Source organism: Streptomyces sp. NPDC002088 (genome assembly GCF_040296605.1).
Lineage (GTDB): Bacteria > Actinomycetota > Actinomycetes > Streptomycetales > Streptomycetaceae > Streptomyces.
In genome coordinates, this window is sequence record NZ_JBEOXO010000001.1 from 1 (window position 1) to 11918 (window position 11918).

Annotated in this window: 12 protein-coding genes; 7 read left to right on the plus strand and 5 right to left on the minus strand. The window is 72.0% G+C overall.

The window, feature by feature from the left end:
• On the plus strand, positions 1–375 hold a 375-nt coding region (locus ABT114_RS00005), incomplete at its 5' end, for an aldo/keto reductase (protein WP_351136782.1).
• 497 nt (positions 376–872) lie between these two features.
• On the opposite strand, the gene ABT114_RS00010 is transcribed toward ABT114_RS00005, so the two are convergent.
• The 3 genes from ABT114_RS00010 to ABT114_RS00020 all read right to left on the minus strand — a co-directional run bounded on the left by ABT114_RS00010 (position 873) and on the right by ABT114_RS00020 (position 4610).
• The gene (locus ABT114_RS00010; protein WP_351136784.1) at positions 873–1847 is read right to left on the minus strand and encodes an acyl-ACP desaturase; all 975 of its coding nucleotides are present in this window, start codon (positions 1845–1847) and stop codon (positions 873–875) included.
• 230 nt (positions 1848–2077) lie between these two features.
• Positions 2078–2854 (minus strand): dimethylargininase, encoded by a 777-nt coding sequence (gene ddaH / locus ABT114_RS00015; RefSeq protein WP_351136786.1) that lies wholly within the window; start codon positions 2852–2854, stop codon positions 2078–2080.
• Positions 2855–2996: 142 nt separating this feature from the next.
• Positions 2997–4610 carry an ABC-F family ATP-binding cassette domain-containing protein gene (locus tag ABT114_RS00020; protein WP_351136788.1) on the minus strand — a complete coding sequence of 538 codons (1614 nt, stop codon included), beginning with the start codon at positions 4608–4610 and terminating at the stop codon, positions 2997–2999.
• A gap of 335 nt (positions 4611–4945) precedes the next feature.
• Between ABT114_RS00020 and ABT114_RS00025 the strand changes: the two genes are divergently transcribed.
• Positions 4946–5779: an isocitrate lyase/PEP mutase family protein gene (locus ABT114_RS00025; protein ID WP_351136790.1), complete on the plus strand. Its 834-nt coding sequence runs from the start codon at positions 4946–4948 to the stop codon at positions 5777–5779.
• Positions 5780–5914: 135 nt separating this feature from the next.
• On the opposite strand, the gene ssgD is transcribed toward ABT114_RS00025, so the two are convergent.
• Positions 5915–6331: a spore wall synthesis regulator SsgD gene (ssgD, locus tag ABT114_RS00030; RefSeq protein WP_351136792.1), complete on the minus strand. Its 417-nt coding sequence runs from the start codon at positions 6329–6331 to the stop codon at positions 5915–5917.
• A 272-nt stretch (positions 6332–6603) separates the two neighbouring features.
• On the opposite strand from ssgD, the gene ABT114_RS00035 reads away from it, so the two are divergent.
• From ABT114_RS00035 to mmpA, 4 genes are all read left to right on the plus strand, one after another.
• Positions 6604–7713, plus strand: coding sequence for a WD40/YVTN/BNR-like repeat-containing protein (locus tag ABT114_RS00035; RefSeq protein WP_351136794.1), 1110 nt, complete (start codon positions 6604–6606; stop codon positions 7711–7713).
• 71 nt (positions 7714–7784) lie between these two features.
• Entirely contained in the window at positions 7785–8114 is a 330-nt protein-coding gene (locus ABT114_RS00040; RefSeq protein ID WP_351136796.1) for a plasmid stabilization protein, read from the plus strand.
• Positions 8115–8155: 41 nt separating this feature from the next.
• A complete protein-coding gene (locus tag ABT114_RS00045) occupies positions 8156–8923 on the plus strand; it encodes an endonuclease V (protein ID WP_351136798.1) in 768 nt (255 codons plus the stop codon).
• A 96-nt stretch (positions 8924–9019) separates the two neighbouring features.
• Entirely contained in the window at positions 9020–9166 is a 147-nt protein-coding gene (gene mmpA / locus ABT114_RS00050; protein ID WP_351136800.1) for a morphogenic membrane protein MmpA, read from the plus strand.
• Between the two features lie 79 nt (positions 9167–9245).
• Here mmpA and ABT114_RS00055 read toward each other — a convergent pair whose 3' ends face one another.
• Complete coding sequence (locus tag ABT114_RS00055) at positions 9246–10424, minus strand: saccharopine dehydrogenase family protein (protein WP_351136802.1); 1179 nt, start codon at positions 10422–10424, stop codon at positions 9246–9248.
• A gap of 350 nt (positions 10425–10774) precedes the next feature.
• On the opposite strand from ABT114_RS00055, the gene ABT114_RS00060 reads away from it, so the two are divergent.
• A complete protein-coding gene (locus tag ABT114_RS00060) occupies positions 10775–11911 on the plus strand; it encodes a CaiB/BaiF CoA transferase family protein (protein ID WP_351136804.1) in 1137 nt (378 codons plus the stop codon).
• Positions 11912–11918: the final 7 nt, after the last annotated feature.

An 11918-nucleotide genomic window follows, 5' to 3' on the forward strand; every position in this document is an offset into this window, starting at 1 on the left:
GAGACCCACCCGTACTTCCAGCGCGCCGACGACCAGGCCCTCATGGCCGAGCGCGGCGTGCAGATCGAATCGTGGGGCCCGCTGGCCGAAGGCCGAAACAACATCTTCAGCGACCCGACGCTCAGCGCCATCGGCGAGGCGCACGGCAAGTCCGTGGCCCAGGTAGTACTGCGCTGGCTGACCCAGCGCGGTGTCGTGGTGATCCCCAAGTCCACGCGACCTGAGCGCATGGCCGAGAACCTCGCGGTCTTCGACTTCGAGCTGACCGGCGACGAGATGGACCGCATCGCCGCGCTGGACACCGGCGCCAGCCTCGTCTTCGACCACCGCGACCCGCAGACGGTCAGCGCCGTCGGCGGGTACCGCCTCGGCTGAGAACCCTCTGCGTCTTCCTCTCCTGGACGCCGGCCCGCGGTGCCTCCCGCACGCTCGGAGCACCTGAGTGTCGGAAGGGGGCGCGGTTACCTTCGACCCCTGCACCCGTCTGATCGGAAGCAGCCAGCAGAAACCTGGGCGCGAGAGCCCAGGTTTCTGCATGTTGTCGGGTCCTGTGGCATCAGGGAGCCACCGGGCCCGACGGCGCGCGCCGTCGGCGGCCCCTGACTACCGACAGCGCAATCAGCAACCCAAGTGCCAACTGGCGCCAATTCAAGCGCGAAGGCGCCAGCTCGCGTGCTAAGTCACAGCTGGGCGACCACCGGCAACAGACGTCACACACGGTAACTCTCATAAATGTTCATCTGTGAGAGTTCTGCGACAGCCCCCAGGGTGATCACATTTCCGCAGGTCGCCACTCGCAAAAGTCCTCTCGAAACCCGCATGTTGTGCGAGGCACTTCTGAGAGAATCCCGGCCCGCCGCGCGCGAACGCGGTCAGCCCGCGGCCCGCGCCACCATCCGCGCCTTGCGGGCCGCGAGCTTCTCGTCGAACTTCGAGGCCTCCGCGTCGAGGCCGCCCATGAACATGCCGAGCTCCTCCTGGGCCTGGCGGCCCTCGGGGCCGAAGCCGTCCATGTCCAGGACCTTCAGGTAGCGCAGGACGGGCTGGATGACGTCGTCGTGATGGATGCGCAGGTTGTAGACCTCGCCGATCGCCATCTGCGCGGCGGCCCGCTCGAAGCCGGGCATGCCGTGACCGGGCATGCGGAAGTCCACGACGACGTCCCGCACCGCCTGCATGGTCAGGTCGGGGGCCAGCTCGAAGGCCGCCTTCAGCAGGTTCCGGTAGAAGACCATGTGGAGGTTCTCGTCGGTCGCGATGCGGGCCAGCATGCGGTCGCAGACCGGGTCGCCGGACTGGTGCCCGGTGTTGCGGTGCGAGATGCGGGTCGCCAGCTCCTGGAAGGCGACGTAGGCCACCGAGTGCAGCATCGAGTGGCGGTTGTCCGACTCGAAGCCCTCACTCATGTGTGCCATGCGGAACTGCTCGAGCTTGTCCGGGTCGACCGCGCGCGACGTGAGCAGGTAGTCCCGCATCACGATGCCGTGCCGGCCCTCCTCCGCCGTCCACCGGTGCACCCAGGTGCCCCAGGCGCCGTCCCGGCCGAACAGGGAAGCGATCTCGTGGTGGTAGCTGGGCAGGTTGTCCTCGGTGAGGAGGTTCACCACCAGGGCGATGCGGCCGATCTCCGTGACCTTGGACTGCTCCTTGCCCCAGGCCTCGCCGTCCTCGAAGATGCCGGGGAAGTTGCGGCCGTCGCTGAAGGGCACGTACTCGTGCGGCATCCAGTCCTTGGCGACCTTCAGGTGACGGTTCAGCTCCGTCTCGACGACTTCCTCAAGCGCGTACAAGAGCTTGGCGTCGGTCCACACAGCAGGGCTGCCGAGGTGCGGGGAGGTGATCGTCACAGGAAAACTCCAGGGGGACGCGATGCAAGGTGGAACGAGTCGGCGAGCGGTGCCGGAACTTACGGAATCGTAGGCTACGAAGCCGTAGGTTACGTTGCCGTAGGTTAAGTACTGCGTAAAGACTGCTGATCAGCCCACCTGCCCGGGCATTCCGGGCCATCGTCCCGGGCGTCGCGGCAGCTCCGGGACCCGCAGGTCCCGGGGCTGAACGAGGAGCCCGGTTCACCCGGTCAGGCGTACAGGTCCCGCAGTCGTACCGAGAGGCAGGTCACACAGCCCTCGAGTTTCTCGAACTCGCTGATGTCCACCGCGACCACCTCGTGGCCGAGATCGGTGAGCAGCTCCGCCGTCCTCGGGGCGCTCGCGGCCATCAGCAGCTTGCTGCCGCCGAGCAGCACCACGTGGGAGCCGGACTCCTCGGGCACCGACAGGAAACGCGGGAACAGCGACGGCCGGTCCACCTTCGGGATGTGCGCGACGACCGTTCCGTCGGGCAGCGCGGTGACCGCCGACTTCAGATGCAGCACCTTGCTCACGGGCACCGCCACGACCCGCGCCCCCAGCGGCTCGAAGGCGGCCCGCAGTTGCTGCACGCCGGCCGCGTTGGTGCGCCCGCCCCGGCCGACGTAGATCGTGTCGCCGATCTTCAGTACGTCGCCGCCGTCCAGCGTGCCCGGCTCCCAGATCCAGTTCACCGAGCAGCCCAGCCGGGCCACGGCCTCCTCGACCCCGATGGTCTCCTCGCGCCGGGCCTCGGCGCCGGGCCGGGTGATCACGGCCACGTTCTTGTACATGACCACCGTGTCCTCGACGAACACGGAGTCGGGGCAGTCGTCGGCCGGGTCCACCTCGATCGTCTCCCAGCCGTGCGTACGCAGCGCCGCCACGTACGCCTCCCACTGCTCGACCGCGAGCTCGACGTCGACCTTCTCCCGCTCGATGTGGGTCACCAGGCCTTCGGCCAGGCGCGGGCTGGGGCGGCGGACGAGGGCCTTCTTGCTGGGCACGAGGGGTCTCCGTATCGGCTGTGTGTACTCGGCACCCATGATGCGGCGCCGGTCCGCCATCATGCAGGGCGGATCCGCGCGGACAACACCCCCATTGTCAGGCTGTAGCCCTCCTGAGACACGGCGGCCGGGCCCGCAGTGGCTACCCGACCTCCTCCGGCATGGTCTCCCGCAGCTCTCCGTCCAGCAGCAGCCAGCGGGTGATGCCCAGGGACTCCAGGAAGGGCAGGTCGTGACTGGCCACGATCAGCGCGCCCTCGTAGGACTCCAGAGCGGTCGTCAGCTGCCGCACGCTCGCCATGTCGAGGTTGTTCGTCGGCTCGTCGAGCAGCAGCAGCTGTGGCGCGGGCTCCGCCAGCATCAGCGCGGCCAGGGCGGCCCGGAAGCGTTCGCCGCCGGAGAGCGTCGCCGCCTTCTGGTCGGCGCGGGCGCCGCGGAACAGGAAGCGGGCCAGTCGGGCCCGGACCCGGTTGTTCGTGGCGCCCGGCGCGAACCGGGCCACGTTCTCGGCGACCGTCAGCTCACCGTCGAGCACGTCGAGCCGCTGCGGCAGGAACCGCAGCGGGACATGCGGCTTCGCCTCACCCGCGACCGGCGCCAACTCCCCGGCGATCGTGCGCAGCAACGTCGTCTTTCCCGCGCCGTTGCGCCCGATCAGTGCGACCCGCTCCGGGCCGCGCAGGTCGAGGCCGCCGGCCACCCGCGCGCCGTACGCGAGCTCCAGGTCCTGGAGGGTGAGCACGGTCCGGCCCGGCGGTACGGCGGTGTACGGCAGGTCGACACGGATCTCGTCGTCGTCCCGTACGGCCTCCACCGCCTCGTCGAGCCGTTCGCGCGCCTCGGCGAGCTTCTCCTCGTGCATGATGCGGTGCTTGCCCGCGGACTCCTGCGCCGCACGTTTGCGCGCCCCCATGACGATCTTCGGCTCGCGCTTCTGCTCGAACATCTTCTGGCCGTACCGCTTGCGCCGGGCCAGCTTGACCTGCGCGTCGGCCAGTTCGCGTTTCTGCTTGCGCAGGTCGGCGTCCGCGACCCGCACCATGCGCTCGGCGGCCTCCTGCTCGGTGGCGAGCGCCTCCTCGTACGCCGAGAAAGTGCCGCCGTACCAGACGATCTGGCCGGAGCGCAGATCCGCGATCTGGTCCACCCGGTCCAGGAGTTCGCGGTCGTGGCTGACCACGACCATCACTCCCGGCCAGGCGGAGACGGCCGCGTACAGCCTTTGGCGCGCGTACAGGTCGAGGTTGTTGGTGGGCTCGTCGAGGAGGAGGACGTCCGGCCGGCTCAGCAGGAGTGCGGCCAGGCGCAGGAGCACCGACTCGCCGCCGGAGACCTCGCCGATCGTGCGGTCCAGGCCGATGTGGCCGAGGCCGAGTTCGCCGAGGGCGGCGAGGGCGCGCTCCTCGACGTCCCAGTCGTCGCCGACGACGTCGAAGTGCTCCGCGGACGCGTCGCCCGCCTCGATGGCGTGCAGCGCGGTTCGCCGGGCGGCGATGCCGAGCGCCTCGTCGACGCGCAGGGCGGTGTCGAGCGTGACGTTCTGCGGGAGGTAGCCGACCTCGCCCGCGACGCGGACGGTTCCGTCGGCGGGGGTGAGCTCTCCGGCGATCAGCTTCAACAGGGTGGACTTCCCGGATCCGTTGACGCCGACGAGTCCGGTTCTGCCGGGGCCGAAGGCGGTGTCGAGGCCGTCGAAGACGGGGGTGCCGTCGGGCCAGGCGAAGAAGAGGGACGTACAGGTGACGGAAGCGGACATACAGGCCTCGCGGTTGCTTGATGTGGTCAGGGCAAACGCATGTCGAGACACCACGGGGCAACCAACAGAAGCCTTGTGCCGGAATTCCGGAGGACGGCTCGGACGCCGAGGTCGCACGGCAGGCACACACCTCAGGTGTGTGCAGCGGTGTCTCAGGACCTCAGACGAGCAACGTCCTTCTCCGATCGACGGCAACAGGAACGCTCTGCACCGTACGAGGACCCCTCAGGGAGCGTCAATCGAATTAACGCGCGCGGGGGAGCGCGGGGGAGTACTCACGTTGATGTCGGATTCCCGCCAGCCGACCCCGCGGTGCCGCTGCTTGAGTGGTCGCCATGACCAACCAGAGCACCCTTCGTGACCGCGCCCTCGCCTTCCGCGCCCTGCATGTCCCCGGACGCCCGCTCGTGCTGCCGAACGCCTGGGACACCGCGAGTGCCCGCATCGTCGAGGATGCCGGAGCCGCCGCGGTGGCGACCACCAGCGCCGGGCTCGCCTGGGCCCTGGGCGCGGCCGACGGCGACCGGCTGGAGCGCGACCGGGCCGTCGCCGCCGTGGCGGCCGTCGCGTCCGCGGTCCGCGTACCGGTGAGCGCGGACATCGAGAGCGGCTACGCGCAGGACCCGGAGGGCGTCGCCGGGACCGTCCGCGCGGTGCTCGCGGCGGGCGCCGTGGGTGTGAACATCGAGGACGCGCTGTACGGCGGCGCGGAGCCGCTGCGGCCGGTCGCGGAGCAGGCCGAGCGTATTGCGGCCGCCCGTGCCGCCGCGGACGCGGAGGGTGTGCCGCTGTTCGTCAACGCCCGTATCGACACCTTCCTGCGGGGCGCCGGGGGAGTGGATCTCACCCTGGAACGGGCCGCCGCGTTCCTCGCCGCGGGCGCCGACGGGATCTTCGTCCCCGGGGCCGTCGACCCGGAGACCGTCAAGCTCCTCGCCGAGGGCGTGGACGGCCCGCTGAACGTCATGGTCGGCCCCGGCGCCCTCCCGGTCGCCGAACTCGCCGGGCTCGGGGTCGCCCGCGTGAGCGCCGGCGCGGGCATCGCCCAGGCCGCGCACGCCGTGGTCCGCCGCGCCGCACGGGAGCTGCTCGGCACGGGGACGTACGACGCGCTGGCCGGGGGCATCGACTACGGTGAGCTCAACGCCCTGCTGGGAGGCGCGCGCTAAGCAGCCTTGACGAAGTCCGGTGCGGTATCGCGCCCCGCAAGGGGCGCGGGGCTGTTTTGATCTGCGGCTCCGCCGCGCGGGCGCGACCAGCCCCCACCGGCCCGCGGGATCGTCACCGCGCTTCCAGCGGAGCGCTTAGCAGGCGTCCCGCATCAGCTCCGCCAGGTCGTGGTCCAGGCCGAGGTGGAGGTGCTCCAGGCCGACGGCCGCCAGCTCGCTCGTGGCCTGGAGGAACCGGCGGATCTCGGCCGAGTGGACGTGCACGACGGCGGTGCCCTCGGGCGCGTGGAACTCCAGGACGGTGCGGTCGTACCCGTACGGCCGCACCCGCACGTCGCCGTGGCCCTCGGGGCCGGCGAGGCCGGCCGTCAGCAGGTCTCGCGCGAACGTCCAGCAGACGTCGACGCCCTCCAGGGTGGCCGGGGCCGGGAAGGACATGCGGACGGCGAACGGGTCACGCCGGTCGTAGCGCAGGGTGGCGGGAATGCTCGGCATCCGCGGCGCGGCGGCGACGAGACGGGCCTCTACGGGCTGCTCGATGACGGTGGACAACGCCTTGCTCCCTAGTGACGACTGGACGGACTTCCGGGCGGACGGACTTCCGGGCGGACGGACTTCCGGGCGGACGGACTTCCGGGCGGACGGGACCGGGCACTTAAGGAGACGTCGGAACCGGCCGATCCGTGCACCCGGATTCCGAGTGACCTCGGTCACCGCCTTCAACCACGGGAGTGACGGGGAGCTTCTCCCGTGCCCCGAAAGGCACTTGGGGCGACCGGAGGCACTCTGGACGCGGCTGGGTGAGTCGGCTAGCTTCGCCCGCCATGAGACGCTCGGGTCACTTGGGGAAGACGAGACGCACGAGACGGACGCAGCGGCTGCTGGCCGCGGGGGTGTGTGGAGTCGCGCTGGCCGCGCTCGCCGCCGTACCGGCCCAGGCGCACGCGCCGGCGCACCGGTCCTGGCACTGGGCGCCGAAGGACACCGGCGTTCCCGAGGCGCGCTTGCGCGGGCTGTCCGCCGTCGGTCGCGACACCGCCTGGGTGTCCGGCACCGGGGGCACGGTCCTGCGTACCACCGACGGTGGGGCGAGCTGGCGGAACGTCTCGCCGCCGGGCGCGGCCGACCTGCAGTTCCGGGACATCGAGGCGTTCGACGCGCGACGCGCCGTGGTGCTGGCCATCGGCGAGGGCGAGGCGTCGCGCGTGTACCGCACCGACGACGGCGGAACGACCTGGACGGAGTCCTTCCGCAACACCGACGCGAAGGCCTTCTACGACTGCCTCACCTTCTTCGACCACCGCCACGGCCTGGCGATGAGCGACCCGGTGGACGGCAAGTTCCGCATCCTGTCCACCGGCGACGGCGGCCGCACCTGGAAGGTCCTGCCCAGCGACGGCATGCCGGCCGCGCTGGACGGCGAGGCGGGCTTCGCCGCGAGCGGCCAGTGCCTGGTCGCGTCCGGGCCGCGGGACGTCTGGCTCGCCACCGGCGGGGGTGCACGCGCGCGTGTACTGCACTCGGCGGACCGCGGCCTGACCTGGACGGCCGCCGACACCCCCATCCCGGCCGACGACCCGGCCCGCGGCGTCTTCGCGCTCGCCTTCCGCGACCGTACGCACGGCCTCGCCGTGGGCGGCGACTACCGCGCGGACCAGCCGTCCCCACAGGCGGCGGCACGCACCTCCGACGGCGGCCGCACCTGGCAGTCCACCACCGCGTCCCCGCCCGCGTACCGCTCCGGCGTCACCTGGCTCCCGCACAGCCGCACGGCCGCCCTCGCGGTCGGCCCCACCGGCACGGACCTGACGACGGACGGCGGCCGCACCTGGCGGACGGTCGACAGGGGCTCGTACGACACCGTGGACTGCGCTCCCGACCTGGGCTGCTGGGCCGCGGGCGAGACGGGACGCGTGGCCCGCCTGGAGAACTGATCCCGTCCCGAGTTGCCGCATGGGGTGCGAACTGGGTACTCGTCCCGCAGTCGTGAAGGGAGTGACCCGACATGCCACGCGGTTCGAGCCCCAAGCGGGAACGCCAGTACGAGCACATCAAGGAGAGCGCGCAGGAGCGGGGCGAGAGCACCGAGCGCGCCAAGGAGATCGCGGCACGCACGGTCAACAAGGAACGCGCCCGGTCCGGCGAGTCGAAGACCGCCAGCCGCATCTCGACGCAGGACATGTCGTCCGGCAGGAGGGGCGGCCTGCGGTCCGGCAAGGGCTCCCAGGGCCCCACCTACGACCAGCTCTACGAGGAGGCCAAGCGGCGCAACATTCATGGCCGTTCGGACATGAACAAGACCGAACTGCAGCGCGCCCTCGGCCGCGAGGACTGACGGCCGGTCGCGGCTCAGCGGGCCGTACGCTCGTCATCACCATGACGACCGTACGCATTCCCGCGGGCTGGCCCGCGACCGACGAGCAGGCCCGCGCCGTCCAGGACGAGTTGCGCGGGCGCGTGGTGCTCGACGAGCCGGGACCGCCGCCCGGGACGGGGCACGTGACCGGCGTCGACGTCGCCTACGACGACGAGCGGGACGTCGTCGCGGCCGCGGCCGTCGTCCTGGACGCGGCGAGCCTCGACGTCGTCGCCGAGGCCACGGCCGTCGGACGGATCTCCTTCCCGTACGTGCCCGGCCTGCTCGCCTTCCGCGAGATCCCCACGGTCCTCGCCGCCCTCGACGCCCTGCCCTGCCCGCCCGGCCTGGTCGTCTGCGACGGCTACGGCCTCGCCCACCCCCGCCGCTTCGGCCTCGCCAGCCACCTCGGCGTCCTCACCGGCCTGCCCACGATCGGCGTCGCGAAGAACCCGTTCACCTTCACGTACGACGATCCCGGCACCCGGCGCGGAACCTCGGCGCCGCTCATGGCGGGCGCCGAGGAGGTCGGCCGCGCCCTGCGCACCCGGGACGCCGTCAAGCCGGTCTTCGTCTCCGTCGGCCACCGGGTGAGCCTGGACAACGCCTGCGCCCACACCCTCGCGCTCACCCCCGCCTACCGGCTCCCCGAGACCACCCGCAGAGCGGACGCGCTGTGCCGGCGGGCGCTTCAGGAGGCGACGACGCGCCAGGCGCCCACCTCGCGGTACTCCGAGTCGTGGACGGAGTCGCCGGCGACGGATCCTTCGCCGGGTTCCAGGGCGTAGTGGTGCCGGCCTGGCTGCCGAGTACCCGCTCTGAGTAGTTGTTCTGAGTATCCGTACGGATGTGGCCCGGCCCGCGTGACCGGCAGGCTGGGCCGCATGACGACGCACTGTTCCCCGAAGCCCCTCGCCGACCCGAACCGGCCCGTCGAGCGCGCCGTGACGGCCGCGCTGATCCTCGCCGTGCTGGCGGGGCTGGCCTGGATCGGCGGGATGATCTACACCGTGGCGGAGTGGCCGCTGTAAGAGCGTCCGGTTCGTCAGAAGGCACCCTCCGGTTCGTAGACGGTGCCGTCCGGTTCGTCAGACGGTGCCGTCCGGTTCGTCAAAAGGCGGCCGCCACCCGGAAGGTGATCCCCGCTCGGCGCAGCCGCTCCGTCAGCGCGTCGCCCATCGCCACCGCCGTCGTGACCTGCCCGGCCGTCGGCGGGAGGTCGTCGAAGGCCAGGGAGAGCGCCGACTCCGCGAAAATCTTCGCCGTCTCGTCGTACCCGGGATCGCCGCCCGCGACCTCGGTGAACACCCGCCGGCCGCCGCCCTCGCCGACGAAGCGCACGGAGAACCAGCTCCTCGCCCGCTTCTCCGCGCTCGGCCCGTCCCCGGGCTTGAGCCTGCCGGACAGCCAACGCCGTGCGGGCGGGAGTTGGGCGGCCGCGGCCAGCGCACTCACGGCGGCGACCCCGCCCACCGCGACGGGCAGGTGCCGTACGGCCGCGTAGTGCCGGTAGCGGAAGTCGGGGCCGTAGCGCTCGAGGGCCTTCGCCGAGCGCCGCACGATCTGCGGGTCGATGGTCGGCAGGGGCAGCGCCCAGGCGCCGAGCTCCCCGGCGAACCGGGGCGCACCCGTCGGTGCCGAGACCCGGCGGCCCACGAGCCGCGGCTCGTGCCGTCCGCGGTCCCGTGCGGCGGCCACCATCTGCCGCCCGCGCGCGAACTGGTTCAGCGCCGAGGCGAACGTGCCACCGGAGAAGGTCGCGTCCGCCGTCACGAAGCCGTCCACCGCCAGCGGCACGCCCTCCGGAAGCTGCCGCACCGTGAAGAGCGCGCCCAGGTCGTGCGGGACCGAGTCGAAACCGCACGCGTGCACCAGCCGCGCGCCGGTCTCACGCGCGCGTGCGTCATGGCGGACGTACATGAGGTCCACGAACTCCGGCTCACCCGTGAGGTCGAGATAGTCCGCGCCGCTCTCCGCACAGGCGGCGACGAGCTCCTCGCCGTAGCTGATGTACGGGCCGACGGTCGTGGCCACCACGCGCGCGTGCTCGGCGAGTGCGCGCAGCGAGGCCGGGTCGGACACGTCCGCCCGCAGCAGCCCGATCTCCGCGCCGCCGGGCAGCCGGTTGCGCAGCTCCTCCAGCTTGCGCTCGCTGCGGCCTGCGATCGCCCAGCGCAGGCCCTCGGGCGCGTGGGCGGCGAGGTACTCCGCGGTGAGCGTCCCGACGAAGCCGGTGGCTCCGAAGAGCACGATGTCGTACGGACGGTCCGTCCTGGTCAGCCTGCTCATGACACCCCTTGCCTCGTGCAGCCGCGCCGCTGTCGGTGGCTGAGGCTAGCGTGAGGAGTGCGGAGCCCGACGACGAGCCCGGAGGTGCCAGGTGGCCGAGCCCAGGAACGCCCTGAAGAAGTGGGAGGAAACGCGCGAGTCGCCCGCCTCGGCAGGTCGGGCCGGGCTGACGGCGGAGCTGGACGGGCGATGACGGCGCGGCCGAGCGCGCTGTCGGGCGGCGGACCCGCGACGCGCCGTACATACTTGGCTAAGCGCTTGCTCGCCCAGGTCTTGTGCTGCGTAGAACGTGTTCTTAACATCGCTGGTGTTACATCACTTGTGTCACGCTCACGGTTTCAGGGGGCTGGATGACAGCGGCAACGACGCCGGGGAGCGGCCCGCTCTCGGGGGTGCGCGTGGTCGAGCTCGCGGGGATCGGGCCCGGCCCGTTCGCCGCCATGCTCCTCGCCGACCTGGGCGCCGACGTCGTCCGGGTGGACCGACCGGGCGGCGCCGCACTCGCGATCGACCCGGCGTACGACATCACCAACCGCAACAAGCGCTCCGTGGTCGTCGACCTGAAGGCGACGGACGGACCCGCCCGCGTCCTCGACCTGGCCTCCCGCGCCGACATCCTCATCGAGGGCTACCGCCCGGGCGTCGCCGAGCGCCTCGGTGTCGGCCCCGAGGCCTGCCACGCCCGCAACCCGCGGCTCGTCTACGGCCGGATGACCGGCTGGGGCCAGCAGGGCCCCCTCGCCCACCGCGCCGGGCACGACATCGCGTACATCGCGCTCACCGGCACCCTGGGGATGATCGGCGACCCGGACGAGCCGCCGGCTGTGCCCGCCAACCTGGTCGGCGACTACGCGGGCGGCTCCCTCTACCTGGTCGTCGGCGTCCTCGCCGCCCTCCACCACGCGCGCGCGTGCGGCACCGGGCAGGTCGTCGACGCCGCCATCGTCGACGGCGCCTCCCACCTCGCCGCGATGATCCACGGCATGCTCGCCGCGGGCGGCTGGCAGGACCGGCGCGGGGCCAACCTCCTCGACGGTGGTTGTCCGTACTACGGCACGTACGAGACCGCCGACGGGAAGTACATGGCGGTCGGTGCCCTGGAGCGGCAGTTCTACGAGGAGTTCCTGGACCTCATCGGCCTGAAGGACTTCGGTCCGGCACGCAAGGACTGGACCCGCTGGGGCGAGCTGCGCGAGGCGGTCGCGGCCCGCTTCCGGACCCGTACGAGGGACGAGTGGACGGCCGTCTTCGAGGGCTCCGACGCGTGCGTGGCACCGGTCCTGTCGCTGGGCGAGGCCCCGCACCACCCGCACCTGGCCGCCCGCGGCACCTTCACCGACCACGGCGGCATCACCCAGCCGGCCCCCGCACCGCGCTTCTCCGCGACGCCCACGAGTGTCCGCACCGGCCCCGCACAACCAGGCGCCGACACGGCGGACGTGGCCCGCGACTGGGAGATACCCGGACTTCTGGCGGACGGCGCCTGATGGACCC

Coding starts and splice junctions, on each gene's coding strand:
- ABT114_RS00020 (WP_351136788.1), bottom strand. CDS start 4,610: ATGTCCGCTTCCGTCACCTGTACGTCCCTCTTCTTCGCCTGGCCCGAC.
- ABT114_RS00025 (WP_351136790.1), top strand. CDS start 4,946: ATGACCAACCAGAGCACCCTTCGTGACCGCGCCCTCGCCTTCCGCGCC.
- ABT114_RS00035 (WP_351136794.1), top strand. CDS start 6,604: ATGAGACGCTCGGGTCACTTGGGGAAGACGAGACGCACGAGACGGACG.
- ABT114_RS00040 (WP_351136796.1), top strand. CDS start 7,785: ATGCCACGCGGTTCGAGCCCCAAGCGGGAACGCCAGTACGAGCACATC.
- ABT114_RS00045 (WP_351136798.1), top strand. CDS start 8,156: ATGACGACCGTACGCATTCCCGCGGGCTGGCCCGCGACCGACGAGCAG.
- mmpA (WP_351136800.1), top strand. CDS start 9,020: ATGACGACGCACTGTTCCCCGAAGCCCCTCGCCGACCCGAACCGGCCC.
- ABT114_RS00055 (WP_351136802.1), bottom strand. CDS start 10,424: ATGAGCAGGCTGACCAGGACGGACCGTCCGTACGACATCGTGCTCTTC.
- ABT114_RS00060 (WP_351136804.1), top strand. CDS start 10,775: ATGACAGCGGCAACGACGCCGGGGAGCGGCCCGCTCTCGGGGGTGCGC.